Genomic DNA, 23,588 nt, shown 5'->3' on the forward strand with positions numbered 1-23,588 from the left:
AGAGCGGCCGGCGGACCCGATCAGCGCACGCCGCGGGCGAGCGAGCCGAGCAGGGCACCGACCAGCGGGAGAGCAGTGCTGACGGCCAGCACCTGCCCCATCCCGAGATACCGCGAGAGGTCGCCGGTGACAGCCAGCCAGCCGGCGAACGCGAGCCACGCGAGGACGCCGAATCCGAGGCCGGCGAGCAGGCCGCGCCGGAGCGAGGGCTGGACGAGCGCGACCAGCGCCCCGCCGAGGACGAACCCGAGCCAGTGGAGCCAGACGACGGCGAGTGAGAGGACGCCGGCCGCGAGCGTCGCCAGGCGCCTGCGCCGCGGCGCCGCCCTGAGCGCGTCGAGACGCGCCCCGAGGTCGGCGGCGCTCATCCGTCCCCCTCCCCGTCCTCGAAGCGAACCGCGGGGCCGCCGTCGGGCGCGTCGAGGGGCATCTCCTTGTACTCCCCGTCGGCCCAGGCCCGGAGCTGGTCGCTGTAGTGGTCGGAGAACGGCGAGCCGTCGTTGCCGCCCGGGAAGGCGGCCGTCGAGGTGTCCCCGGCCATCGGACAGACCATCCGCCAGCTACTGCCCGCCTGGTCTTCCTTCCGGAAGTTGTTCAGCGTCCCCTCGGCGCCGTCGGTCGGGTACCGTGGGTAGTTGAGCCACGAGCGGTCGAAGGGGTGATCGATGGCCGTTCGGTTGTAGTCGCCGAAGACCGCCCAGTCCTCGTCGTCGAGTTCGGCGGCCGTCCGGTCCAGGGCCTCGGCGATGGCCGCGTCCCGCCCGTCGGGGAACCAGTCGGACTCCGGCGGGAGCGTCAGCAACACCCAGTCGATGCCGTAGTACTCCTCGGGGTCGCGGCGGCCGCCGAGTGCCGATTCCAGCCGCGGGCGGAAGATCGATTCCGCGTAGTGGTCGAGAAAGCGGGCGAAGACCAGCGCCGCCCGCGAGTCGCGGGTCATCCGGTAGTCCCAGCCCTCCAGGTCGTCGAGGAGGGCGGCGGCCGCCTCGCTCGTCGCCTCGCGGGCGTCGAGCATCGCCGGGACGAACAGTTCAGCCCGCTTGTCGTAGGCGTCCAGCTGGACGGACTGCATGAACGCGGGGTCGACCGACCGGTCACCGGCGACGCGGTCATCGAGTCGCTCCCAGAGTCGCTGGCCCCGGAACGGCGAGGAGTAGGGTTTCCCGAAGTAGTAGGGGATGGCCGCGGCGTCGACCACGCGCTGGTTCGCCGTCCCGATGTACGGCGGGTTCACGGCGTGTGGCATATCCTCGAAGGCGACGAACCCGCGCCCCTCCCAGTCGGTCTCGCCGTAGGGGGTGTAGCCGGCCCACTCGCCCTCGCGGGCGGAGCCGTCGAACACCCGGTCGCCCCGGACCGGTTCGCCGTCAGTCCGGCGAAGCGGGATCTTTCCCGTGACCCGGTAGAGGGTATCCCCGTCGCGGGAGGCGTAGACACAGTTCTGTGCGGGGAGGTCGAAGGTCTCCAGGGCGTCCTGTACGTCCCCGAGTCCCGCGCTCGTGTTGAGCCCGTACACCGCCTCCGTCGTCCGCGTGGCCGCCAGCCCGGTCCAGGCGACGCCGACCGCGGTGCGGAACGCGTCGCCGTCGCCCTCGGCGCCCAGTACTGGGCCGTGGACGGTCTTTCGGACCTCGACCGTGCGGTCCGGACCGTCCGAGACCGCGATGGTCCGCTCCTCGCGGTCGAAGGAGCGCCACTCGTCGCCGTAGCGGTACTCGGCTCCCTCGGCCCGCGTCTCGTACTCGTAGAAGTCGATGACGTCCGCGCCGGTGTTGGTGAAGCCCCACGCGCCGGCCTCGTTCTCGCCGATGACGACGAAGGGGACGCCCGGGAACGTCACGCCGCGGGCGTGGGTCGCGGGGCCGTCGAGGTGCATCTCGTACCACACCGGGGGCGCCATCAGGGAGAGATGCGGGTCGTTGGCGACGATGGGCGCACCCGAGGCCGTGTAGTCGCCGGAGACGACCCAGGAGTTCGAGCCGACCCATCCCGGCGGCTCGTTGGCCGACAGCCAGGCGTCGAGGTCGGGGTGAGTCGGTCGCCGGTCGGTCGCGGCGCGGGGACCACCGGTCCCGTCGCCGCCCTCGCTCCCGTACGTGACGGTCGTCCCGCTCTCGGGGCCGCGGACGCCCGGCGGGTAGTCGTGGCCGAGGATTCGCGAGTCCCCGTCGAGGGTGTTCGGGTACAGCTCCGCGGCGACCGCGGGGCCGAGTTCGGCCGCGACCGTCTCCTCGCGGAGGGTCCGGAAACTGCCGTTCAGCTGCCAGCCGATCTGTTTCTCCGCGAGCATGGCGTCGGCGGGGGTCCACGGCGCCGGCTCGAAGTCCAGCAGGTCGAACTCCATGGGGAGTCGGGCGGGCCCCGGCGTCTCCGGGAGGTGGCGGTTCACGCCCTCGGTGAACGCTTCGACGTAGTCGCCGACCGTCGACCCCTCCAGGCGGTTCCAGGTCGCCTCGGCGGCCCCCGCGAAGTCCATCGCGACCCGGAACCGGTCGGAGGGGAGCGCGATTTCGCCGACGACCGCCGAGAGCTGGCCGCGCATCTGCCGGCGCTGGAGGTCCATCTGGAACAGGCGGTCAGCGCCCTGTGCGAACCCGGCGGCGAAGTAGAGGGCGCGCTCGTCGTCGGCCGAGACGTGGGGGACGCCCGCGTCGTCGTACCGGAGCCGTGCCGGGCCGTACGGTGATTCGACGGTTTCCGGCAGGCTATCACGGACGGTGTCCCAGACCGCGCCGCTGAACGGCGCGAACCGTTCGAGGTACGTCCGCACGGGCGGGGCGAACCCGCCCGCGACGCCGCCGGCCAGCAGCGCCCCCAGCACCCCCCGACGCGTCCGCTCGCGGTCCATGTCCGGGGGGCGGGCGCCGCGGTCAAAAAGCTTCCCTACAGCGAGCCCCACCGCAGATAGACCATCACGGCGATGATGGCGAGCTGGAAGACCCCCTGCACGCCCGAGAGCTTCGCGTTGCGCATCCCGATCCGGCTGATCACGTCCGAATCCGGATTCTCGGAAGTCATCTCGCGGTACATCCTGACCTCGCCGGGCAGCAACACGCCGAACCCGAGGACGCTCAGGACGGTGATGATCGCGAGCGTCGCGAGGATGGGCGTGCTGGTCATGGCGAACGACGGGAGCGTCAGCGCGAGGCCGGCCCCGCTGCCGACCGCGACGATCCCGAAAGCGGCGAGCCAGCGCGGGTCGCGGAAGGCGTCGAACTGCCAGCCGATGAGCAGGACGACCGGCACCAGCGTCGCGGCCGTCAAAAGCGCCAGCCACGGGTCGGCGTTCGGAAAGACCCCGAGGCGGAGCGCGAGCGTGATGCCGCCGGCGATGGTGACCGTCGCCAGCGACGGCATCAGGAAGGTCATCTTCGGCGTGAACCGCTGGAAGACGGACGCGCGCGTCTCCACCGCCAACCCGCCGATGACCGGCCCCAGGACCAGCGCCATGAACAGGTCGATGCCGGTCCAGAGGACGCCCGCCATGACGTGGACGTAGATGTGCCGGCCCACCGACGCGACCGTCACGGCGTAGAGAAGCGCCGCCAGCGGAATCGCGACCGCACCCGTCGCGAAGGCCGGGTTCGCCCGTCGAGCCATGCCCCTGATCGTGCCCCGTATCGTCGCCGTCATACCTCCCGGCGCGACCGGGCGAGTAAAATAGGCAGCGGCGACTTCGCGGTGCCGAGGACTGCGGTGATGGCGTGGCACCACAGGGCCACGGAGCGGCACGGACGGCGGTTTCCGGAGTCCGAAAATCGAGCCGGGCGTTTTTGCCCGTCCGTCTGATTTCTTCGAACGGAATGGTCCCCCAACCGAACAGACGGCGCCTGCTGGCGACGGCGGCGCTGACGATTGCCGGCACGGTCGCCGGCTGTACAGAGGCACAGTCGAGCGCGGACGAGGGCGCGCCGGCGGATTCGACGACCGAACCGCCGACGGAATCGCCGACGGAATCGCCGGAGTCGGGGAAACCCGCGACCACCACCACCGCGGCGGAGACGGTCCCGTACTTCGACGGCTGGATGGCGGACGCCCGCGGCTACGACTACGCGGTCGCCGACTACCGCGGCGAGAGCGAGGTGACGGTCGCCGTCGGCGCCCCCCACGACGACGGGCACTTCGCGTTCGCCCCGCCGGTCGTCCAGGTCGACCCCGGCACGACCGTCCGCTGGGAGTGGACCGGCGAGGGCGGCGCCCACAACGTCGTCGCCGAGGACGACAGCTTCGACTCCGGTGACCCAGTGGTCGAATCCAGCCAACAGTTCGAACACACCGTCGAGGAGACCGGCGTCTACCGGTATCACTGCGCGCCACACCGCGGCCTCGGCATGAAAGGCGTCGTCGTCGTCGGCGACGACTACCCGACCAGGCCCGCGAGCGAGGTCGACCGAACCGAACCGGACGAGGGGACGCCGGCCCACGTGGGGCACGACCACGACGACGAGACGCCGACCCCGACCGACGGGCCGTACGGCGGCTACCTCGCCGGCACCTCGAACTTCGACGGGACGACCGCCGACCGGACCGACGCCGACGAGGTCGTCGTGACGGTGGGGTCGCAGGCAAACGGCGGCGGGTTCGGCTTCACGCCGGCCGCGGTCGAGGTGACGCCGGGGACGACCGTCCGCTGGCGCTGGACCGGGAACGGCGGCGCCCACAACATCGTCGCCGAGGACGGCGCCTTCGACTCCGGCGACGTCGTGGCCGAACCCGGCGACCACTTCGAGTACACCGTCGAGGAGACCGGCGTCCACCGGTACTACTGTGCGCCACACAAGGCGCTGGGAATGAAAGGCGTCGTGGACGTCGTCGAGGACTGAACGACCGGTCCGTGGCTCCGAGCGGGGTCCCGCCGTCGGTTTTCGGACCCCGGAAACGATCCGCCCGGTATTTGTGCCAGGGGTGACAACGCCGTGTGGGAACGACACGCGGACGGCCCTGTCCGCGAGCGGTGTCGCCCCGACCGCCCAGGACGATGACGGCCCCCCACTCGCCCCCCAGGAGGACACATGGGACCGCCAGCCGAGCGTGACGAGGACGACCTCCAGCGACTGCTCGACGCGCTCGGGGACCCGGACTGCCGGCGGATCGTCCGGGAACTCGACGACCCGATGACCGCCAAGGAACTCATGGACGCCTGCGACCTCTCCCAGACCACGACGTACCGGAAACTCGACCGCCTGAGCGAGACCGCCCTCGTCGCCGCCGACACCGAACTCCGCGAGGACGGCCACCACACGACCCGCTACGAGCGCGCCGTCGAAGGCGTGTTCGTCGACCTCGCCGGCACCGCGCCGGACGAAGCCGACGACATCACGCTCGTGGAGGACGAGGAATCGCCCGACGAGACCCTCGCGCGGCTCTGGTCACAGGTGGGTGAGCAGCTGTGATGGTCCCGCCCGTCGCCGTCGCGTTCAAGACCGTGACGCTCGTGCTCGGCGTCGTCGTCGCCCTCCTGGCGTTCCGGGCGTACCGCCGGCTCGGGACCGACGGCCTCCAGTGGCTCGCGGTCGGGTTCGGGGTCGTCACGCTCGGCTCCCTGCTGGCCGGCGTCGCCGACCAGTTGCTCGACGTGTCCGCCCACGACGCCATCGTCGTCGAGAGCGGCCTCACGACCCTCGGCTTCCTCGTCATCACCTACTCGCTGTACGCGACTCGGCGAGCGAGTGCCTGAACTTACTCGATGTGGATCGCCGGCTTGTTCGGCCGGGCCTTGGCCGCGAGGTCGTCGCCGTCGCCCGCCTGCCTGACGGTCACGTCGGCCCCGAACTCGTCCTCGAAGAGCCACGCCGCCTGTTCGAGCGTCTCCAGTTCCCGGTCGGCGGCGACGATGGGCTCCAGTTCCGCCACCCGCTCGGCGAGGTCGGCGGCGTACTCGCCGGCGGCGTCGCGGCGGTCGCCCACGCGGTCGTCGTCCAGTATCTGTCCCACGACGGCATCGTCCGGGTTGGCGTCGCGGGCGATCCCGTAGGCGCGGTGTTTCCAGTCCTGAGCGACGACGATCTCGATGGCGTCGGGGTCGTCGATGTCCACCACGTCGGTGATGTCGCGCACGTCCGCCAGCGTCGTGCGGATGAGTTCCCGTTCGATCCGGTAGTCGGGCACGTCCTGGAGCGGCGTCGGCCAGTCGGCACCCGCGACGGGCGCCTCCTCTTCGAGGCCGTGCCACATCTCCTCGGCGAGGTAGGGGGCGATGGGTGCGAGCAGTGTCGCCAACGTCCGCAACCCGCGGGCGTAGGCGTACTTGTACGGCGCCTCGTAGCCGCGGTACCGCCGGAGGAGGCGGGCGAACGTCTGGAGTTCGGTGATGACACGATGGAACCGGAACCGCTCGTACTCGTCGGTGACGGCGGCGATGGTCCGGTCGATCTCGCGTTCGAGGTAGGCGTCGTGGTCGGTGCTCTCGGTGCGGACCGACTCCCGGGAGCGGAAGTCCTGGACCATCCCGTAACAGGTCTGCTGGAAGTCGTAGACGTTGCTCACGTCCTTGACGGTCCACTCGAAGTCCTGGCGGGGGTGGGCGGCCGCGAGGACGAACAGCCGGGTCGTCTCCGCGCCGTACTCGTGGGGCGCGATGGCGTTGCCCTTCGATTTGGACATCTTCTGGCCGCTGTGCAGGACCGTCCCCTGATTGATGAGTCGCTCGACGGGCTCCCGGCGGTCGAGCAGGCCGATGTCGGCCAGCGCGCGGGTGAAAAAGCGGATGTACAGCAGGTGGAGGACGGCGTGTTCCTCGCCGCCGACGTACACGTCCACGGGGAGCCACTCGTCGGCCGTCTCGGAGTCGAACGGCGCCGAATCGAGGTCCGGCGAGAGATAGCGCAGGAAGTACCACGAGGAGTCGACGAAGGTGTCCATCGTGTCCGTCTCGCGCTCGGCGGGACCGCCACAGTCGGGGCACGTGGTCTCGACGAAGTCCTCGTTCGCGGCGAGGGGGTTCCCCGTCGTCTGGACGTACTCCGGGAGTTCCACGGGCAGGTCCTCGTCGGGGACGAGCACGTGGCCGCAGTCCGGGCAGTCGACGACGGGGATGGGCGTCCCCCAGTAGCGCTGGCGGGAGATGAGCCAGTCCCGGAGGCGGTAGGTCACGGATTCGGTGACCGCGTCGTGGTCGCGGAGGCGTTCGCGGGCCGCCTCGCTGGCGAGGCCGTCGTACTCCCCGCTGTTCGTCAGCATGCCGTCGCCGGTGAACGGTGCGTCCGGCAGGGGTGATTCGTCGTCGCCCAGCGGTTCGACGACCGCCTCGACCGGCAGGTCGTGCTCGACCGCGAAGGCGTGGTCGCGTTCGTTGTGGGCCGGGACACCCATCACGGCGCCCGTCCCCACGTCGTCGAGGACGTAGGCCGCGACGTACACCGGCAGTTCCTCGCCGGTCAGGGGATGGGTCGCCGTCGCCGCCGTCTCGACGCCGGAGGCGTCCGCGTCTTCGGGGTCGGTCCCGCGCATCTCGTCGACGTACGCGGCGACCGCCTCGTCCCCGTCGGCCAGTTCCGCCGCGAGGTCGTGGCCCGGCGAGACCGCGAGGAAGGTCGCGCCGTAGACGGTGTCCAGTCGCGTCGTAAAGGTCTCGACGGCGCGGTCCGCGACGCCGCCGCCGTCGACCGCGAAGGTGATCTCGGCGCCCTCCCGCCGGCCGATCCAGTTGCGCTGGATGTCGCGGACGCTGTCGGGCCACCCCCCCAGGTCGTCCAGGCCCTGGTACAGTTCCTCGGCGTAATCGGTGATGGTGAAGAACCACTGGTCGAGTTCGCGCCGCTCGACCGGCGTCTCACAGCGCCAGCAGACCTCCGTGGTGCCGTGGTCGTGGTCGTCCGCCTGGTCCGCCTCGACCTCGCTGACCTGCGCGTCCGCGAGCACCGTCTCGCAGTCGGGACACCAGTTGACGGTCGCGCCGGCCTTCTCGACGAGGCCTTCCTCGTAGAGGCGGGCGAACAGCCACTGGTTCCAGCGGTAGTAGTCGGGGTCGCAGGTGGTGATCTCCCGGGACCAGTCGTAGCCAAAGCCCATCGTCCGGAGTTCGTCTTTCATCCGGTCGATGCAGGTCCGGGTCCAGGACTCGGGGTCGGTGTCGCGGTCGTAAGCGGCGTTCTCCGCGGGGAGTCCGAAGGCGTCCCACCCCATCGGGTGGAGCACGTCGTCGCCGGACATCCGGCGGTAGCGGGCGTAGGCGTCCGTGATGGCGTAGTTGCGGACGTGTCCCATGTGGAGCGAGCCGGAGGTATAGGGGAACATCCCGAGGACGTACGTCGGGTCGTCGGCGTCGTCCGGGCACTCGTAGACCCCCTCCGCCGCCCACACCTGTTGCCAGTACTCCTGGACCTCGGCGGGATTGTAGTGCGACATCGGCCGTTGGTGGCTCTGGAACGGCCAGCACTATGACGTTTCTGCCGATCCGACGCCTCAGGACTCCTGATCGGTGGGGCGCACCAGCATCTCGTTGATCGCCACTCGGTCGGGCCGGGTGACGGCGTAGCGGATGGCGTCGGCAATGTCCCCGGGCTGGAGGAAAGTCAGGTCCTCGGCCATCTCGGCCATGCGTTCGCGGACCTGCTCGTCGGGGATGTGCATCCCGAGTTCCGTGTCCACCGCGCCGGGTTCGATCACCGTCACGCGGACGCCGCTCTCGCTCGTCTCCTTCCGGAGCGACTCCGAGAAGGCGTTGACGCCGAACTTCGTCGCCGAGTAGCCCCCCGAGGCCTCGTTCGCCCGCCGGCCCGCGACCGAGGAGATGTTGACGATGTGGCCGTCGTCCCGTTCGAGCATCCCCGGCAGGACCTCTCTGGTCGCGGCCATCAGCCCCATCAGGTTCACGTCGAGCATCTGCTGGAGGTCCTCGACGTCCGCCCGAATCACCGGCGCGAGCAGCATCACGCCCGCGTTGTTGACGAGGACGTCCGGACTCCCCAGTTCCTCGCGCGTGGTCTCGATCATCGCCCGGACCTCCTCGATCTCGGTCACGTCGGCCGTGACCGGCAGGGCCGTGCCGCCCTCGCTCTCGATGTCGTCGGCCAGTTCGTCGAGTCGGTCGGTCCGCCGGGCGCTGATCGCGACCGCCGCGCCCTCGTCGGCGAGGGCTTTCGCCGTCGCTCGACCGATTCCGGAGGACGCGCCCGTCACCAGTGCCACGTCGCCGTCGAGTGTCTGACTCATGACTCACCGATAGGGACGGCCCACTCGTAAGGGGCCACCCTGCGGCAAACCACTCGTTCCAATCCGCCAACAAGCGCGGCGCGTGCGGCCGCAGTCCGGCAGTTTCACTTTCACTCCGCATGGCTGGCGTATATGCCCCTCGACGCACAAACAGCAGGTAGAGGGCGAGACGCCCTCCAGTGTCACACGCTCCCCTTTCACTTTCCATGCAATCACCAACCAGCGACTTGCTCGGCGACTGTCCGCGGTGTCGTGCGCCGATTCCCGCGGGGAACCTGCTCATCCGCTACGAGCGGACCGACGGTCACGCGGTCTACGCCGAGTGCCCGGACTGTGGCGAGCCGGTCCACCCGGCCTGAGGGGGCGCCACGTCGGGACGCGCCGACAGCACCCCTCGTCAGCGGCCGTCGCGCAGGCGACCGCTCGTCTCGACCTGAATATCGAGTTTGTCCGTTCCGCGTATCCAGTCGAGGTAGTCGGCCAGTCGGTCGGCCTCCTGCAGGGCGTCGATGGTGTCGTACTCCTCGCGTAGCTCCGCGTTCGAGAACACGGCGTGGATCTGGTCGTGGCAGGGGCGACACAGCGTGACCGTGGGGCTCTCGGCGCGGCGCTCGGGCCGCAGGTGGTGGTCCTGGATCGCCTGCGGGTCGTCGATGCGCTCGCCCGGAACCACGCGGCGACAGAGCGCACACGTCGTCGGCATCACCCGACGTACGGACGCCGGATACTTGGGTTCGCGGGCCTACCCCTCGCACATGGCAGAACTCGACCCCGACACGCTCCTGCCCAGCGATCGGATGCGCCAGCAGGCCCTCGACGGCGAGGTGACACAGATTCACCGCGGCCAGCAGTACGCCGACGAGGGTGACACCTTCGAGGTCGACGGCACGACCTTCGAGGTCGTGACCGTCGCGGACACGACCCTCGGAGACCTGACCGACGAGGACGCCCGCGCCGAGGGGGCGCGTGACCTCGACCACTACAAGCAGATCCTCGACCGAGCCCACGATAACTTCGAGTGGGACGACGACTCCGAGATCGTGCTCCACAGATTCGAGAAGGAGTGACCGACGAGTGGCCCGCGGCGAGGACGAGTCGTGAGGGCTATATTCGTCGCCAACGGAGGCACGGGACATGGACGGCGAGAGTGCCGCGGGTGTCCGACTCCTGTACGTGACACCCAGCGCCGAGCGCGCGCGCGAGGCGGCGAGCGAGCTAGCGGCGACGGAGCGGGTGACGGTCGAGACGTGCGAGACCGTCGAGGCAGCGATGGCGACTCTCGGAACCAGTGACCGCCCGGAGTGTCTCGTCAGCGATCACGATCTGCCGGACATCGACGCGGTCGCGTTCCTGCAGATGGTCCGGTCACAGTACCCGGACCTCCCGTTCGTCCTCTTCACGAGCGAGGGGGACGAGTCGGTCGCCAGTCGGGCGATCTCGGCCGGCGTGACCGACTACCTCATCAGGGACGAACACGAGAACCAGTGGGCGGCGCTGGTCGAACTCGTCGAGACGGCGGTCGAGTATTACCGAACGCAGACGGACCTCGTGGAGACGGAAGCGCGGGCACGGACGATCCTCGAGGCGTCGCCGGACGCGGTGGGTATCATCCGCGACAGGCGGTTCGTCTACGCCAACGCGAGCGCCGTCGACATCTTCGGCGTCGACGACGCGGCGGCGCTGACGGGCGAGCCGCTCCACCAGTTTCTCCACGCGAGCGGACAGTCGCTCACGGAGGAGCGACTCCGGCGGATTCAGGCCGGCGAATCGAGCATCGACCGCCTCAACAGCACCGTCGTCGGCACGGACGGCAGAACCGTTCCGGTCGAACTCTACGCCACCCGGATCGAGTGGGAGGGCGCGCCCGCCACGATCCTCGTCGTCCGGCGCATCGCCGAGTCCGAGGGGTCGGATCGCCTGTTGCGGCGCTTCCATCGGGCAGTCCACGCCGCCGGTCACGCCGTCTTCATCACTGATGTCGACGGGACGATCACGTACGTCAACCCGGCGTTCGAGCAGATCACCGGCTACACCGCCGCGGAGGCGATCGACGAGACGCCACGTCTGCTGAAATCGGGATACCACGGCGCGGCGTTCTACCAGGACCTCTGGGAGACGATTCTGGACGGCGAGATCTGGGAGGCGGAGGTCGTCAACGAGGCGAAATCCGGCGAGCGATACAACGCCCATCAGACCGTCGCCCCGGTCAGCGACGAGGACGGCGATCTGGTCGAGTTCGTCGCCATCCAGACGGACGTGACCGACCGGAAGGAACGCGAACAGCAGTTACACGTCCTCGAGCGTATCCTCCGGCACAACGTCCACAACGACATGTCGGTCGTCCTCGGTCAGGCAGAGCGAATCGAGATCGAAGCCGACGGCGAAATCGCGGCCGCGGCCCGACAGATCCGAGAGACCGGCGGTCGCCTCCTCGAGACGGTCGACAAGGAGCGTGATATCGTGGAGTTGCTCTCGGAATCGCGCCCGATCGAGACGATCGACCTGTGCGAGCGCGTCCAGCGGACGGTCGACTCCCTCGCCGAGACCTACCCGCACGCGACCATCGACACCACGGTTCCCGAGCCGGTGCGCGTCACCGCTATCACGGAGATCGAGGTCGGCCTCTCGGAACTCGTCGAGAACGCGATCATCCACAGCGACCGCTCGACGCCGACGGTCGAGGTGCGGGTCGAGGTGGGCGACGAGACGGTCACGGTGCAGGTCATCGACGACGGCCCGCGGATTGCCGAGGAGGAGTCCGAGGTACTCACCAACGGCGAGTCGCTCGGCCCGCTGTACCACGGCAGCGGCCTCGGGCTCTGGCTGGTCAACTGGATCGTCAAACGGTCCGACGGAGTGCTCCGGTTCAGCGAGAACGAGCCGCGTGGGAACGTGGTGACGATGGAACTGAACCGCACCGGTGGCCCGGAGTGAGCCGTCACGCCGCGAGCACGATGGGGATGGGGCTGAAACAGAGCAGGCCCAGCACGAGCGTCACGGCAGCGACCGCCTTCCGGCGGGGGCCGAGCGGCGAATCGTCGATCGGTTTGGCCCCCTGGATGCGTCCGATCACGAGCACGAGCACGCCCCAGAGTATCCAGAGCGGCGCCGCGCGGCCGTCCTCGAAGACGAAGAGGTAGCCGGCGAGCGCGAACAGCGCGAGCGGAACGGCCGTCTGGATGCGGTCGATGTGGTCACCCACGAGCGCCCGGACGACGTGGGCACCGTCGAGCTGGCCGACCGGCAGGAGGTTCAGGAAGGTGACGAAGGCGCCGACCCAGCCGCCGACGACGACGGGGTGGACCGCGAGCGACGGGTCGGCGTACCGGAGCGGCTCGCCCAGCGCGACCGCGACCCCCTGTATCAGGAGCGGGTACCCGAGTTCGTACCGGGCGAACAGCGACGTGCCGGCCGCCGTACCGGTCTCGATGGGCGGGAGCGAGACGCCGACGGCGGTCACGGCGACGGCCGCGACGAGGCCGGCCAGCGGACCGGCGACGCCGATATCGAACAGTGCTTTCCGGCTCGGAATGTTGTCACGCATCCGGATGAGCGCGCCCATCGTCCCGATGACGTTGGGAAGCGGGATGAAGTAGGGGAGCGTCGCCTCCACGTCGTGGTACCGGCTGAGCGCGTAGTGACCGAGTTCGTGGACGCCGAGGACGGCCAGCACGGCCGCGGTAAACGGCCAGGCCTGGAGGACGGTCGCGGGGTCCGCCGCGACCGGCAGGCCGTACCACTGTGCGCCGACGAACAGCGTCGTCCCGACCGTCGCGAGAAAGAGCACGACGTTGAGCCACGGGATCCCGTCGACGGACGTGGATCGTTCGGTCGCGACCAGCACGTGCTCGCCCGTCTCGTAGTTCAGCCGGACGCGGTACCCCCGCTTGCGGAACAGGGGCGCCAGGCTCTCGATCACCGACTCCTTCTCGGCCAGTGGCTCCCCGTAGTAGCGGACGTTCTCGCCCTCGACCTCCACGTCGTACACGTGGAACGTCTCCGTCAGCCGATCCGGTTCGGGCAGGTCTGAAGGCACCGACCTGGGCGGTGTCGACATCACACGCGCTAGGGGTTTGCCCCGTAAATACCTGTTCGCCGGCCCGAGTGCGGACGACCGGCGGCGCGACACGACTGCCGCGCCGGCACCGCCCGTGGTCAGTTTCAAGACGGCCGCAGCCCTAGCAGTGTCGATGGCACGGACGACCCCACCGACCGTCGACGGCGTCCTCGCCGACCTCCGTGAGCGCGGCTACGAAATCGACCGACCCGAGGGACGGGCGACGCCGGCCGCGGTCGCGACCGGCGGCGAGGCACCCGGCGCACGCACCGACGCGCCGCTGGCCGTCGAACCGCTCGGCGATCCGGCGCCGCTGTATCTCGTCGCCCGCCTCGCCGACGCCGCCCGGAACGGGCGCGTCCCCCTGCTCGTCGTCGACGAGGGCGATGTCGACGCCGCGCTCGACGTGCTCCGCCCGCCGCTCCTCGTCGCCGACGACACCGACGGGCGGCGGACGTTCTACACGATCCCGGACCGCATCCGATTGACCGACGGCAGCGTGGCCTGCGTTCGCACCGACGGCGACTTCACCTGGCGGGAGGTCGCGGCCGGCGGACTGGCGGCCGCCGACTCGACGCCCGACCTCGTGCTCGAAACTGCGGGGGAGACGGTGGCCGCCTTCGACGGCGTCGACGGCCTCACCTGTCCCGGCCCCGTGCCCGACGCGTTCCCCCACCGGTACGAGTGGGGTGCGGACAAGCGGATTCACGTCTTCGACCGCGACGGCGAGGTCGGGCGCTACGACGGCGTCGCCGCGATGAAAGACAACGCCTACCGACCGGTGCCGCTCCCGCTCGTGCCCGAACACCACGTCCGAGAGAATCCGGACCTCGCCCACCGCTGGCTCGTCGCGACCACGGACGGCCAGGCGGCCACCTACCACACCGCCTGACCCGTGGCGCTGAAAGACGCTATCGCGGAACTTCGACCTGCGCGTCGACGCCGACGAGGCCCGAACGGGCCGCTTTCGGACCCTCGCGCGTCTCCTCTGGACAGAGATGACCCGCGTCGCCGACGCCGCTCCCGGGCGGGTCCTCGACGCCGGCGCGGGGAGCGGTGCGAGCACGCGCGTCCGCCGCGAGCACGCCCCGTCGGTCGTCGCGTGAGGCCGCTCAGTAGTAGAACAGCGCGACGACGAGACAGCAGGCGGTGACGACGTAGGTGACTGGCCCCCAGTCGATGGCGGTGAGTTCCGCGGCGTAGAACAGGGTCCCGACAGTCGGGAGGACGCCACCGACGGTGAACAGTTGCGTCCGTCGGAGTGCCTGTCCGGAAGTGCGGCGCCAGTGGCCGACGAACAGCGCGATGGCGGCGAACGACAGCGCCAGCGAGTACAGCGCGTGGATGTAGTACCACGGGCCGTAGGTCATCGTCAGGCGCGCGAGGTCGCCGGTGGTCGTCATCTCGGCGCTCGCGCGGACCAGTCCGTGTACCCCGAGGTAATTCGTCCACACCAGGACGTTCGTGAGGACGGGGACCACCGCTAGCACGGCGACGTTCCGGCGAGTCACCAGGTCCGCGCGTCCGGTGTACTGGAGTGCGAAGACGATGAACGCGAGCGTGACGAGGCTCGGCCCGGCGAAGCGGAGCGTGTTCCAGAACAGCGCCTGCCCGAGGACGGTACTCGCGAGCTGGAGCGCGTAACTCCCGGCCCAGACGACGATCGCACCGAACAACCCGAGCATCGTGTACGCTCCCTTCTGGGAGCGCTGTGTCAGGGTTACTGCGAACAGTCCCGCGACGATGAGCGCCGTGATTCCCAGCGGAATGGTGTACGGCGTCGATTGCCAACTCATAGTACTGCATCCTCGACGAGAGGCGCTGGTAACGGTTCGAGACGTATCAGTGAACGATAGAGAACAGGCAATTAGTTCATTCGAGACGGGCCGCGACGGCGTCACGGTCAGCGGGCGTGTCGACGTTCGTCGCCCACCCGTCGAGGGGGACGGTCTCGACGGTGCCGCCGGCCGCGAGGAGGTCATCGATGGCAGGGGTGAGTTCGTACTCGCCGGTCGAGGCCGAGTCGACCGGCCGGCAGGCCTCGAAGACCGCCGGGGAGAAGGCGTAGAAGCCACGCGGGACGGTCGCCGACGGCGGGTCGTCGGGTTTCTCCACGAGACCGGTCACGCGGCCCGCGTCGTCGAGCTCGATGACGCCCGCCCGGACGGCTTCCTCGCGCGGGACGTCCTCCGCGAGCAGTGTCACGTCGGCGCCGGTGGCGTGGTGACGCTCCGGAACCGCCGCGAGGTCGGCGTCGAACACGTTGTCGCCGTTCATCGCGAGGAAGTCGCCGTCGCCGGCGGGGCCGTCGGCGGCCGCGGGTCCGCCGTTCGCTCCCGCCGGGGCGGCCGCGCTCGCGAGCGGTTCGTCGCCGGTCGTCGCGTACAGTTCGACGTCGTCGGCGAAGTGTTCGGCGAGCGCCTCCGCGATGGCCTGGGCCTCACCTTCCGTCGTGTCGGGGTCGACGCGTATCCGCATTAGTAGGATTTGGGGAAGCCGAGTTCCTGGCTGATGTGGTTGTAGGCCATCTGCTGGGTGACCGGTGCCAGGCGGGTGAGGTTGATCTCGCGCCACCACCGCTCGACGTCGTACTCCTTCGCGTAGCCCCAGCCGCCGAAGGCCTGCATCGACTGCTTGACGGCCTCGATGCCCGCCTCGACGGCCGTCGCCTTCGCGACGTTGGACTCGTAGCCACAGGGCTCGCCCTGGTCGAACAGCCACTCGGCCTTCTGTCGCATCAGTGCCGCCGTCTCCATCCGCGTGTACGCCTTCGTGATGGGGAAGGAAACGGCCTGGTGCTCGCCGACGGGGCGCCCGAACACCTCGCGGTCGTTCGCGTACTCGATGGCCTTCTCGGCGGCGAGTCTGCCGATGCCCGTCCCCGCGGCCGCGAAGCCGATGCGTTCGGGGTTGAGCATGTCCACGAGCGCCCACCAGCCGTCGTCCTCCTGCCCGAGCAGGTCGTCCTCGTGGACGCGCACGTCCTCGAAGAAGACCTCACAGGACTTCGAGTAGTTGATGGCGTGTTTCTCGATGGGCGACACCGAGATGCCCGGACTGTCCATGTCGACGATGAAGAGGCTAATCCCGTCGGTCCCCTTCTCCACCTCGTCGCGGGGCGTGGTTCGGGTGACGAGGACCATGTTGTCCGCGCGGTCCGAGAAAGTGATCCACGCCTTCTGCCCGTTGATGACGTACTCGTCGCCCTCCTCAGAAGCCGTGGCTTCTGTGGGGTCAGCCGAGGTTTCCTCGGCGGAGTCTTTCTCCGCGCGTGTCGTTACGTTCAGCGTGTTCGTCCCCGCTTCGGGTTCGGTGATGCCGATGGAGAAGTTCCGCTGGCCGGTCGCGATGTCGGGCAGGTACCGCTCTTTCTGCTCGTCGGTACCGTTCTCGCGGATGCCGATTGCGGCCATCCCGCCGGTGAGGACGAGATACCAGGTGCCGGCCATGCCACAGCCCTCGGCACACAGCGTCTCCATCGCCAGGCCCATCTCGGCCATGCCCATCCCGGCGCCCTCGTACTCCTCGGGAACGAGTAGGCCGTGAAAGCCCGCGTCGGCGAGTTCGTCCCAGAAGCCCTGGGCGAACTCCCCGGCTTCCTCTTTCTCGCGCCAGTACGCCGGTCCGTACTCGGCCGCCACGTCCGCGGCCGTCGAGCGGATCATTGACCGTTCCTGTGTGGTTTCGAAGTTCATACTCGTTCCTGAGAGTTCCACGATGGTGAACCCGGCGGCGGTCGGCGTACACGTCCCGGCCGGGTAGATGGTGCCGAGTACCGATACCCTCGCCGGCCCTATAGTTTGCCCCGAGCGACCGGGGCGGTATTTGAACCGCGCGCGGTTGGCGGGCGACAACACGGGGTTTCACGGTGGGTGGCGCCGTGCCACGGGCATGGACTGGGACGAGCGGTTCCGCAGCGGCGAGTACCCGACCGACCCCGACCCCTCACCCGTGCTGGAGCGTCACGTCGAGGCCGCACCCGACGGCCGCGCGCTGGACCTCGCGACCGGGACCGGCCGCAACGCCGTCTTCCTCGCCGAGCAGGGCTACCGTGTCGACGCCGTCGACCAGTCGCGGGCCGGCCTGGAGATCACCCGCGAGACCGCCCGCGAGCGCGGCGTCGCCGACCGCCTCCAGCTCCTGCAGGCCGACCTCGGCGAGTACGCCTACCCCGAGGACGCGTACGAACTGGTCACGATCAGTTTCTACCGCTGTGTCGACCGCCTGCCCGACATCAAGGCGGCCCTCGTCGACGGGGGCGTGCTCTTCGTCCAGCACCACCTCCGGACCGACGACGACGACGTGTCCGGACCGAGCACCGACCGCTACCGGTTCGCGGCGAACGAACTCGTGAACGCCTGTCTCGACATGACCGTCCTCTACTACGACGCCGCCCGAGAGGAGCGACCGGACGGCCGCACCTCGGCCATCACGCAGGTCGTCGCCCGGAAGTCCTCTGGCCTCCGGCAATCGTACCCCCCGGTGCCGCGAGCATAGCCCGCCCCGCGCCCGCTCACGTCGACCGATCACGCCACAGGAGGCCGAGCAACAGAGCGACCAGGACGACCTGCACCGCCTTGTCGACGTAGCCGACGGGCGTGTAGGCACCCGCCTTGACGACGTACCACAGCGGAATCTGGACCCCGGTGTAGACCACGCCGACGGCGTACAGCAGTCGCCGCCGGTACCCGACGAGAAAGAGCGCCAGCGCGCCGAAAAAGCCGACGCCAGCGATCAGGACCGGCGGTGCGCCCTCCACGACCCCCGCGTACAGGTGCAAAACGCCAGTCACAGCCACCAGTACGACCGCGGTCCAGTGTTCCGCTCCCAGCGACGCCGTCTCGATCAGTCCCGCTTCCGAGCCAGCATCGTGTTGTTGTGTGCTCACACAGCAATCGTCCACTCGTGGAGGTATATTGGGTTCCATCGCTCTCAGAAAGTCGGAAGAGCCGAAAGCGATATTGTTCTCTGTTCACACTGCTATAAACTACTATCGAGACGGGCGACTGGATGAGTTCTATTCCGAGACCTTCACCAGCTGTTTGCCGATGTTGACGCCCTCGAACAGGCCGAAGAAGGCGTCGGGCATGTTCTCGAAGCCCTCGGTGACGGTCTCCTTGTACTGCACGTCGCCGCTCTGGACCCACCCCGCCAGTCGCTCGGTGGCCTTCCGGAAGTGCGGCTGGAAGTCGCTGACGATGAACCCTTCGACGCGGGCCTTCTTCTGGACGAGCGTCGTCAGCTTCCGGGGGCCGGTCGGCAGTTCCGTCGCGTTGTACAGCGAGATCTGCCCGCAGACCGCGACCCGTGCGAACTCGTTGAGGTTGGCGAAGGCGGCGTCGGTGATCGGGCCGCCGACGTTGTCGTAGTACACGTCGACGCCCTCCGGACAGGCCTCCGCGACCGCGGCACGGAGGTTCTCGGTCTCCTTGTAGTTGATCGCGTCGTCGAAGCCGAGTTCGCCGGTGAGCCAGTCGGTCTTCTCCTCGGCACCGGCGATCCCGACGACCCGACAGCCGTTGAGCTTGCCGATCTGGCCGGCGACGGAGCCGACCGCGCCCGCCGCCCCCGAAATCAGGACGGTGTCGCCGGGTTCGGGCTCGGCCACGTCGAGCATCCCGAAGTAGGCGGTGCGGCCGGGCATCCCCAGCACGCCCAGTGCCGTCGAGACGGGGGCGAGGTCGGGGTCGACCGGCTGGAGCGCGTCGCCGTCGGCGGTCGCGTACTCCGCCCACAGGAGTTCGCCGGTCGCCATGTCGCCGGACTCGAAGCGCGGGTGGTTCGACTCGACGACCTCGCCGACGACGCCGGCTTTCATCGGCTCGCCCACGTCCCACGGCTCGGCGTAGGACTCGGCGTCGCGCATCCGGCCGCGCATGTACGGGTCCACCGAGAGGTACCGCGATTCGACGAGGACCTCGCCCGGTCCGGGGTCGGGGACGTCGGCTTCGACCAGTTCGAAGTTCTCCATCGTCGGTTCGCCGGTCGGACGGCTCGCGAGGTGCCACTGCCGATTGGTATCCGTCATCCCACGGGGGAACGAGCGGGGGCCGAATGAGGTTTCGGGTCCCGGAGCCTCAGAACGCCCGCCAGTACTGGCGAGGGACGTCCACGTCGTCCAGCCGGTCCAGTTCCTGCGCGGCGTGGAGCGTGAAGTAGGGGTCCCGGAGGTGCTCGCGGCCGAGGATGGCGAGGTCGGCCCGACCGGTCCGGACCAAGGCGTCGGCCTGCTCCGGTGCGGTGATGCCCCCGACGGCACCGACGCGGATGTCCGAGTCGGTCTCCTCGGTGACCCGCTGGGCGTATGGCACCTGGTAGCCCGGGCCGGTGTCGGGTACCTGCTGGTCGGGGTGGATGGCCCCCGCGCTCACGTCGACGAGGTCGACGCCGTGGGCGGCGATGCGGTCGGCGAAGCGGACGGACTGGTCGACGGTCCAGGACTCGCGGTCCGGGAGCCAGTCGGTCGCGGAGATGCGGACGAACAGCGGCTTCTCGTCGGGCCAGACCTCGCGGACGGCGTCGATGACCTCCAGCGGGTACCGGATGCGGCTCGCGAAGTCGCCGCCGTACTCGTCGTCCCGGTCGTTGGTCACCGGCGAGAGGAACTCGTGGAGGAGGTAGCCGTGAGCGGCGTGGACCTCCGCGATTTCGAACCCGGCCTCGTCGGCCCGGCGGGCGGCGTCGGCGAAGGCTCCCCGGACGGTCGCGAGGTCCTCGGCGTCCATCGCGCGGGTCGGCGGCGCGTCGGCGTCCGCGTAGGGCCACGGCTCTGCCGAGGGCGCGATGGCCTCCCAGCCGCCCTCGTCGGGTTGGAGCGGGTCGTGGCCGTCGGCGGGCCGGGTGGTCGCGGCCTTCCGGCCGGCGTGGGCCAGCTGGATGCCAGGGAGACTGCCCTGCTCGCGGACGAAGTCAGTGATGTCCGCGAGCGCGTCGGCGTGCTCGTCGCTCCAGATACCGAGGTCCTCCGGGGAGATGCGCCCGCGTGCCTCGACGGCGGTAGCCTCGCTCATGACGATGCCGGCGCCGCCGACGGCGCGGGAGGTGAGATGCTGGAAGTGCCAGTCCGTCGCGAGGCCGTCGCGGGCCGCACAGGAGTACTGACACATCGGCGAGACCATCACGCGGTTGGGCGACTCGGCGTCGGACAGCGAGAGAGGGGTGAACAGATCGGCGCTCATCGTCGTCACCAGGCGACCCCCGGCCTAACGCCCGGCGTTCGCGGCGAGACGGGCCGCTATCCCGGACGCGCTCGGGCCCCGTCGCGCCCGCCCGTCAGTCCGCCCCGACCGCCGGGCGGCGCGTCGTTTCGCGCCCGTCCGGCGTTGATATATCCCGTCGGTGCGAGAACCCGAGAGCCGCGTTTATGTCGGCTCGCGTCCACGATACGGGCGAGATGGGTGGGTCCGACTCGGCGGCCGGAGAGGGGGACGTGTCGCTCGTCTGGCGCGTCGAGCGGCGACTCCCCGAATCCCACGCCGTCCTCTGGACGGTGGTCGTCGTCGCCTCGGCGCTGGACGTGGTGACGACCATCGCCGGGCTCGGCCTGGGCGTCGAGGAGGGCAACGCCGTCGCCCGGGCCTTCCTCGCGACCTACGGGACGCCCGGGATCGGGATGCTCAAACTCGTCGCGCTGGTCGTCCTCGTGGTCACGTGGGCGGTCCTGCCCGACCGCCTGGCCGAGCGCGCGCTGGCCGGCTTCGCCGTCGTCTCGGTCGTCGTGGTCGGACTCAACACGCTGACGCTGGCGGGGCTGTGACGCGGGCGGGGTGTGGCGGCCGTGACGCGGGCGTGGGTGAGCATGGAGCGCGCGGGCGTGGGACTCCGCCACACGGCCGCGCGGACCCGAGCCACACAAGTACGGGCCGTTCCAGACACGGGGCGTGAGCACCCACGACGAGCGGCTGTTCGCGGGCTACGGCGGGCGGATGCTGGTCAGCCTCGCGGTCGCGTGGGCGACCCTCCAGTTCGGCCGCTTCCTGCTCTCGCCGCTGTTGCCGGCCATCATCGACGACCTCGGCATTACGAAGGTCGCCGCCGGGGTCGCGCTCGGGGCCTTTCAGGGCATCTACGCACTCACGCAGTTCCCGAGCGGCCGGCTCTCCGACCGGTTCACGCGAGCGTCGCTGATCGTCCCCGGGCTCGGGACGCTGGCCGTCGGCTTCCTCGTCCTCTCCGTCACGGTCTCCTACCCCCTCTTCCTGCTCGCGGCGGTCGTCGTCGGCGTCGGGAAGGGCCTCTTCGCGGTGCCCTCGCGGGCGCTGCTCTCGGACCTGTTCGTCGCACGCCGCGGGCGGGCACTGGGGCTTTACTCGGCCGGGACGGACGTTGGCGGCATCCTCGCGTCGGCGGTCGGGGTGCTCGTGACCGGCGGGGCGGCGGCGTGGCTCCCCCAGGCGGTCACGACGGGGGCGCTTGACTGGCGGGCGCCGTTCGCCCCGGTCGCCGTCCTGCTCGCGCTGATCGGCGTCGTCTACGTCGTCTGGAACCGCGACGCCTACGAACTCGGGCGGACGGAGATCGGGCTGGTCGCGACCGTCCGCCGGCTGGCGACCACCCGCGCCCAGCGGGAGGCGCTGGTCGCGTTCGCGCTCTTCTATTTCGTCATCGGCGCGTGGGTGAACTTCCTCCCGACCTACCTGACCGAATCGAAGGGATTCTCCGAGTCGCTGGCGGCGGGCCTGTTCGCCGTCGTCTTCCTCGTCGGCATCTGGGCGAAACCCCTGGCCGGCGCGGTCTCGGACCGGGTCCCCCGGCGGCCGGTCGCGGTCGTCACCCTGCTCTTTGCCGGTGGGGCGCTCGTGGTCGTCGAGGCCGTCGGCGGTCTGCTCCCCGTCGTCGCCGCCATCGCCGTCTTCGCGGTCGGCTACAAGGCGCAGTTCCCCATCGCGGACGCCATCCTGCTCGACGCGGCACCGGACGAAAACGTCGGCGGCGACCTCGGCGCGGCGCGGGCGCTCTTCCTCGGCGTCGGCGCACTCGGCCCCGTCTATCTCGGGGTCGTCGCCACGGCCGTCTCCTACCGGGTGGCCTTCGCCGGCCTCGTGGCCTGCCTGCTCGCGAGCGCGGGCCTGCTGGCACGCGGCGCGCTGCGGGGGTGACGGACCCGCGTCCGGGACGGAACCGCAGTCGGGCGGTCGAGTCTCGAAACGACTTTCAGGCTGGTCGAAATATTCGATTGACGATGGTCGAGCGGTCCAGCCCCCGGCGACCGCTGTTGCTCGTCGCCCTCCTCGTACTGGTGGGTGTCGTCGGCGTCGGACTGCTCGTCGGTGCCACCGGCGGGGAGTCGGTCCGACAGCCGAGCGCCGAGGACGCCGCGGCACAGCTCCGGAGCCTCGACGGGTTCGCCGCGACCCGGGAAACGGTGATCGAACGCGGCAACGAGACCCACCGGACGGTCGACCGCGTGCATCGCCGGTTCGGCGACGCGGTCCGGATCGAGCGCCGATCCGGTCCGGGACGTGTCGACCTCGTCGTCGCGAACGCGTCCGGACGGTGGCAGTACGACCGCGACGCGAACACGGCCACGTGGTACGACGTGAACGGGAGCGCCGGCGCCGGCTTCGACCGGATCCCGCAGCTACTGGCCCGGCTGAACCGGACGGCCGACGCCGCGGACGGGGCGCCGACCCGCGGCGTGTCGCCGCTGCCCGTCGTCCCGGCCGCGGGCGGCAACGCCTCCGTCGACGGCCCCGCGGGCGCGGCGACCGACGGGTACGCAGTCAGCTACGAGGGGACCGATACCGTCGGCGGCCGGGATGTGTTCGTCGTCAGCGTGTCTCACGCGGGTGGCGGCGCGACGCCGGTCGCCAACTACACACAGACCCTCTGGCTCGACGCCGAGCGGTACGTCCCGCTGAAACGACAGACCGGCTGGACGCAGGGCGGCGAGCGCACCGTCGTCACCGCGACGTACACGAACGTCACGTTCGACCCCGAGTTCCCGGCGGAGACCTTCCGGTTCCAACCGCCGACGAACGCCACCGTCGAGCGAGCCGTCGCGCCCGACCAGCAGCGGTACGGCTCCGTCGTCGCGCTCCGTGCGGCGGCGTCGATGTCGGTGCCGGAGCCGAACCTGCCCGCCGACTTCGTCCTGGCGAGTGCGACCCGGACCGACGGCGAGCGGGTCACGAGCGTCGGCCTCCGGTACGTCAACGCGACCGCGACGGTCGAGTTCGCGAAGATCGAGCCGGTCTACCGCCCGAGTACGGAGGGCGAACGGGTCACGGTCGCCGGCCGGGCGGCCACGTACCGGACGCTCGGCCCGGACCGGTCCGTCGTCTGGACCTGCGACGGCACCCAGTACAAGCTCACGACGACCGGCGTCGACCGGGCGGAACTGCTCGCCCTCGCCGACTCCGTCGGCTGTCGGTGAGCG

At 70.1% G+C, this 23,588-nt stretch carries 24 protein-coding genes; 11 read left to right on the top strand and 13 right to left on the bottom strand.

Annotated features, from left to right (window positions below; all coding sequences use genetic code 11):
- Window positions 1-20 precede the first annotated feature (20 nt).
- From MUG96_RS18150 to MUG96_RS18160, 3 genes are read right to left on the bottom strand one after another with little or no spacing between them, the layout of a single operon-like run.
- Window positions 21-368 carry a hypothetical protein gene (locus MUG96_RS18150; RefSeq protein ID WP_246985072.1) on the bottom strand — a complete coding sequence of 116 codons (348 nt, stop codon included), beginning with the start codon at window positions 366-368 and terminating at the stop codon, window positions 21-23.
- Window positions 365-2,848, bottom strand: coding sequence for a penicillin acylase family protein (locus MUG96_RS18155; protein WP_246985073.1), 2,484 nt, complete (start codon window positions 2,846-2,848; stop codon window positions 365-367). Before MUG96_RS18155 ends, MUG96_RS18150 begins: the two co-directional genes overlap by 4 nt.
- Window positions 2,849-2,883: 35 nt before the next feature.
- Window positions 2,884-3,600 carry a hypothetical protein gene (locus MUG96_RS18160; protein ID WP_373222122.1) on the bottom strand — a complete coding sequence of 239 codons (717 nt, stop codon included), beginning with the start codon at window positions 3,598-3,600 and terminating at the stop codon, window positions 2,884-2,886.
- Between the two features lie 203 nt (window positions 3,601-3,803).
- Between MUG96_RS18160 and MUG96_RS18165 the strand changes: the two genes are divergently transcribed.
- From MUG96_RS18165 to MUG96_RS18175, 3 genes are all read left to right on the top strand, one after another.
- Window positions 3,804-4,823, top strand: a complete 1,020-nt coding sequence (locus MUG96_RS18165) for a halocyanin domain-containing protein (protein ID WP_246985077.1) — start codon at window positions 3,804-3,806, stop codon at window positions 4,821-4,823.
- A gap of 189 nt (window positions 4,824-5,012) precedes the next feature.
- Window positions 5,013-5,393 (top strand): ArsR/SmtB family transcription factor, encoded by a 381-nt coding sequence (locus MUG96_RS18170; protein WP_246985079.1) that lies wholly within the window; start codon window positions 5,013-5,015, stop codon window positions 5,391-5,393.
- Window positions 5,393-5,677 (top strand): DUF7521 family protein, encoded by a 285-nt coding sequence (locus MUG96_RS18175; protein ID WP_246985081.1) that lies wholly within the window; start codon window positions 5,393-5,395, stop codon window positions 5,675-5,677. Before MUG96_RS18170 ends, MUG96_RS18175 begins: the two co-directional genes overlap by 1 nt.
- 2 nt (window positions 5,678-5,679) lie before the next feature.
- On the opposite strand, the gene leuS is transcribed toward MUG96_RS18175, so the two are convergent.
- Together leuS and MUG96_RS18185 are read right to left on the bottom strand one after the other, a co-directional pair.
- A complete protein-coding gene (leuS, locus tag MUG96_RS18180) occupies window positions 5,680-8,346 on the bottom strand; it encodes a leucine--tRNA ligase (RefSeq protein WP_246985082.1) in 2,667 nt (888 codons plus the stop codon).
- A 57-nt stretch (window positions 8,347-8,403) separates the two neighbouring features.
- Complete coding sequence (locus MUG96_RS18185) at window positions 8,404-9,153, bottom strand: SDR family NAD(P)-dependent oxidoreductase (protein ID WP_246985084.1); 750 nt, start codon at window positions 9,151-9,153, stop codon at window positions 8,404-8,406.
- 206 nt (window positions 9,154-9,359) lie between these two features.
- Here MUG96_RS18185 and MUG96_RS18190 point away from each other — a divergent pair, with 206 nt between their 5' ends.
- Complete coding sequence (locus MUG96_RS18190) at window positions 9,360-9,512, top strand: DUF7837 family putative zinc-binding protein (RefSeq protein ID WP_246985086.1); 153 nt, start codon at window positions 9,360-9,362, stop codon at window positions 9,510-9,512.
- A 38-nt stretch (window positions 9,513-9,550) separates the two neighbouring features.
- On the opposite strand, the gene MUG96_RS18195 is transcribed toward MUG96_RS18190, so the two are convergent.
- Window positions 9,551-9,856, bottom strand: a complete 306-nt coding sequence (locus MUG96_RS18195) for a hypothetical protein (RefSeq protein ID WP_246985088.1) — start codon at window positions 9,854-9,856, stop codon at window positions 9,551-9,553.
- A 52-nt stretch (window positions 9,857-9,908) separates the two neighbouring features.
- On the opposite strand from MUG96_RS18195, the gene MUG96_RS18200 reads away from it, so the two are divergent.
- Together MUG96_RS18200 and MUG96_RS18205 are read left to right on the top strand one after the other, a co-directional pair.
- Window positions 9,909-10,220, top strand: coding sequence for an ASCH domain-containing protein (locus MUG96_RS18200; RefSeq protein ID WP_246985090.1), 312 nt, complete (start codon window positions 9,909-9,911; stop codon window positions 10,218-10,220).
- A 67-nt stretch (window positions 10,221-10,287) separates the two neighbouring features.
- Window positions 10,288-12,087: a PAS domain S-box protein gene (locus MUG96_RS18205; RefSeq protein ID WP_246985091.1), complete on the top strand. Its 1,800-nt coding sequence runs from the start codon at window positions 10,288-10,290 to the stop codon at window positions 12,085-12,087.
- Between the two features lie 4 nt (window positions 12,088-12,091).
- Here MUG96_RS18205 and MUG96_RS18210 read toward each other — a convergent pair whose 3' ends face one another.
- The gene (locus tag MUG96_RS18210; RefSeq protein ID WP_246985093.1) at window positions 12,092-13,210 is read right to left on the bottom strand and encodes a site-2 protease family protein; all 1,119 of its coding nucleotides are present in this window, start codon (window positions 13,208-13,210) and stop codon (window positions 12,092-12,094) included.
- Between the two features lie 133 nt (window positions 13,211-13,343).
- On the opposite strand from MUG96_RS18210, the gene MUG96_RS18215 reads away from it, so the two are divergent.
- Complete coding sequence (locus tag MUG96_RS18215) at window positions 13,344-14,102, top strand: hypothetical protein (RefSeq protein ID WP_246985095.1); 759 nt, start codon at window positions 13,344-13,346, stop codon at window positions 14,100-14,102.
- Window positions 14,103-14,322: 220 nt separating this feature from the next.
- Here MUG96_RS18215 and MUG96_RS18220 read toward each other — a convergent pair whose 3' ends face one another.
- The 3 genes from MUG96_RS18220 to MUG96_RS18230 form a co-directional block, all read right to left on the bottom strand.
- Complete coding sequence (locus tag MUG96_RS18220; RefSeq protein WP_246985097.1) at window positions 14,323-15,006, bottom strand: histidine kinase N-terminal 7TM domain-containing protein; 684 nt, start codon at window positions 15,004-15,006, stop codon at window positions 14,323-14,325.
- Window positions 15,007-15,082: 76 nt separating this feature from the next.
- On the bottom strand, window positions 15,083-15,688 hold the full coding sequence (locus MUG96_RS18225; RefSeq protein ID WP_246985099.1) for a sugar phosphate nucleotidyltransferase: 606 nt from the start codon (window positions 15,686-15,688) through the stop codon (window positions 15,083-15,085).
- Window positions 15,688-16,905, bottom strand: coding sequence for an acyl-CoA dehydrogenase family protein (locus MUG96_RS18230; RefSeq protein WP_246985101.1), 1,218 nt, complete (start codon window positions 16,903-16,905; stop codon window positions 15,688-15,690). The genes MUG96_RS18225 and MUG96_RS18230 overlap by 1 nt, the downstream gene beginning before the upstream one ends.
- A gap of 196 nt (window positions 16,906-17,101) precedes the next feature.
- Between MUG96_RS18230 and MUG96_RS18235 the strand changes: the two genes are divergently transcribed.
- Window positions 17,102-17,707, top strand: a complete 606-nt coding sequence (locus tag MUG96_RS18235) for a class I SAM-dependent methyltransferase (protein WP_246985103.1) — start codon at window positions 17,102-17,104, stop codon at window positions 17,705-17,707.
- 16 nt (window positions 17,708-17,723) lie between these two features.
- Here the strand turns inward: MUG96_RS18235 and MUG96_RS18240 are convergent, their stop codons facing one another.
- The 3 genes from MUG96_RS18240 to MUG96_RS18250 form a co-directional block, all read right to left on the bottom strand.
- On the bottom strand, window positions 17,724-18,098 hold the full coding sequence (locus MUG96_RS18240; RefSeq protein WP_246985105.1) for a hypothetical protein: 375 nt from the start codon (window positions 18,096-18,098) through the stop codon (window positions 17,724-17,726).
- A gap of 129 nt (window positions 18,099-18,227) precedes the next feature.
- The gene (locus MUG96_RS18245) at window positions 18,228-19,238 is read right to left on the bottom strand and encodes an NADP-dependent oxidoreductase (RefSeq protein WP_246985107.1); all 1,011 of its coding nucleotides are present in this window, start codon (window positions 19,236-19,238) and stop codon (window positions 18,228-18,230) included.
- A gap of 49 nt (window positions 19,239-19,287) precedes the next feature.
- Window positions 19,288-20,388 carry an NADH:flavin oxidoreductase/NADH oxidase gene (locus MUG96_RS18250; protein ID WP_246985109.1) on the bottom strand — a complete coding sequence of 367 codons (1,101 nt, stop codon included), beginning with the start codon at window positions 20,386-20,388 and terminating at the stop codon, window positions 19,288-19,290.
- 215 nt (window positions 20,389-20,603) lie between these two features.
- Between MUG96_RS18250 and MUG96_RS18255 the strand changes: the two genes are divergently transcribed.
- The 3 genes from MUG96_RS18255 (at window position 20,604) to MUG96_RS18265 (ending at window position 23,585) form a co-directional block, all read left to right on the top strand.
- Complete coding sequence (locus MUG96_RS18255) at window positions 20,604-20,966, top strand: DUF5658 family protein (RefSeq protein WP_246985111.1); 363 nt, start codon at window positions 20,604-20,606, stop codon at window positions 20,964-20,966.
- A gap of 169 nt (window positions 20,967-21,135) precedes the next feature.
- On the top strand, window positions 21,136-22,308 hold the full coding sequence (locus MUG96_RS18260; RefSeq protein WP_373222123.1) for an MFS transporter: 1,173 nt from the start codon (window positions 21,136-21,138) through the stop codon (window positions 22,306-22,308).
- An 83-nt stretch (window positions 22,309-22,391) separates the two neighbouring features.
- Entirely contained in the window at window positions 22,392-23,585 is a 1,194-nt protein-coding gene (locus tag MUG96_RS18265; RefSeq protein ID WP_246985115.1) for a LolA family protein, read from the top strand.
- Window positions 23,586-23,588 lie beyond the last annotated feature (3 nt).

The sequence above is a fragment of the Halorientalis marina genome (assembly GCF_023028345.1).
Lineage (GTDB): Archaea > Halobacteriota > Halobacteria > Halobacteriales > Haloarculaceae > Halorientalis > Halorientalis marina.

What these genes read in the sequence shown, in the direction of transcription:
- MUG96_RS18150 (WP_246985072.1), bottom strand. Translation starts at nt 368, where the DNA reads ATGAGCGCCGCCGACCTCGGGGCGCGTCTCGACGCGCTCAGGGCGGCG.
- MUG96_RS18155 (WP_246985073.1), bottom strand. Translation starts at nt 2,848, where the DNA reads ATGGACCGCGAGCGGACGCGTCGGGGGGTGCTGGGGGCGCTGCTGGCC.
- MUG96_RS18160 (WP_373222122.1), bottom strand. Translation starts at nt 3,600, where the DNA reads ATGGCTCGACGGGCGAACCCGGCCTTCGCGACGGGTGCGGTCGCGATT.
- MUG96_RS18165 (WP_246985077.1), top strand. Translation starts at nt 3,804, where the DNA reads ATGGTCCCCCAACCGAACAGACGGCGCCTGCTGGCGACGGCGGCGCTG.
- MUG96_RS18170 (WP_246985079.1), top strand. Translation starts at nt 5,013, where the DNA reads ATGGGACCGCCAGCCGAGCGTGACGAGGACGACCTCCAGCGACTGCTC.
- MUG96_RS18175 (WP_246985081.1), top strand. Translation starts at nt 5,393, where the DNA reads ATGGTCCCGCCCGTCGCCGTCGCGTTCAAGACCGTGACGCTCGTGCTC.
- leuS (WP_246985082.1), bottom strand. Translation starts at nt 8,346, where the DNA reads ATGTCGCACTACAATCCCGCCGAGGTCCAGGAGTACTGGCAACAGGTG.
- MUG96_RS18185 (WP_246985084.1), bottom strand. Translation starts at nt 9,153, where the DNA reads ATGAGTCAGACACTCGACGGCGACGTGGCACTGGTGACGGGCGCGTCC.
- MUG96_RS18190 (WP_246985086.1), top strand. Translation starts at nt 9,360, where the DNA reads ATGCAATCACCAACCAGCGACTTGCTCGGCGACTGTCCGCGGTGTCGT.
- MUG96_RS18195 (WP_246985088.1), bottom strand. Translation starts at nt 9,856, where the DNA reads ATGCCGACGACGTGTGCGCTCTGTCGCCGCGTGGTTCCGGGCGAGCGC.
- MUG96_RS18200 (WP_246985090.1), top strand. Translation starts at nt 9,909, where the DNA reads ATGGCAGAACTCGACCCCGACACGCTCCTGCCCAGCGATCGGATGCGC.
- MUG96_RS18205 (WP_246985091.1), top strand. Translation starts at nt 10,288, where the DNA reads ATGGACGGCGAGAGTGCCGCGGGTGTCCGACTCCTGTACGTGACACCC.
- MUG96_RS18210 (WP_246985093.1), bottom strand. Translation starts at nt 13,210, where the DNA reads ATGTCGACACCGCCCAGGTCGGTGCCTTCAGACCTGCCCGAACCGGAT.
- MUG96_RS18215 (WP_246985095.1), top strand. Translation starts at nt 13,344, where the DNA reads ATGGCACGGACGACCCCACCGACCGTCGACGGCGTCCTCGCCGACCTC.
- MUG96_RS18220 (WP_246985097.1), bottom strand. Translation starts at nt 15,006, where the DNA reads ATGAGTTGGCAATCGACGCCGTACACCATTCCGCTGGGAATCACGGCG.
- MUG96_RS18225 (WP_246985099.1), bottom strand. Translation starts at nt 15,688, where the DNA reads ATGCGGATACGCGTCGACCCCGACACGACGGAAGGTGAGGCCCAGGCC.
- MUG96_RS18230 (WP_246985101.1), bottom strand. Translation starts at nt 16,905, where the DNA reads ATGAACTTCGAAACCACACAGGAACGGTCAATGATCCGCTCGACGGCC.
- MUG96_RS18235 (WP_246985103.1), top strand. Translation starts at nt 17,102, where the DNA reads ATGGACTGGGACGAGCGGTTCCGCAGCGGCGAGTACCCGACCGACCCC.
- MUG96_RS18245 (WP_246985107.1), bottom strand. Translation starts at nt 19,238, where the DNA reads ATGACGGATACCAATCGGCAGTGGCACCTCGCGAGCCGTCCGACCGGC.
- MUG96_RS18250 (WP_246985109.1), bottom strand. Translation starts at nt 20,388, where the DNA reads ATGAGCGCCGATCTGTTCACCCCTCTCTCGCTGTCCGACGCCGAGTCG.
- MUG96_RS18255 (WP_246985111.1), top strand. Translation starts at nt 20,604, where the DNA reads ATGGGTGGGTCCGACTCGGCGGCCGGAGAGGGGGACGTGTCGCTCGTC.
- MUG96_RS18260 (WP_373222123.1), top strand. Translation starts at nt 21,136, where the DNA reads ATGCTGGTCAGCCTCGCGGTCGCGTGGGCGACCCTCCAGTTCGGCCGC.
- MUG96_RS18265 (WP_246985115.1), top strand. Translation starts at nt 22,392, where the DNA reads ATGGTCGAGCGGTCCAGCCCCCGGCGACCGCTGTTGCTCGTCGCCCTC.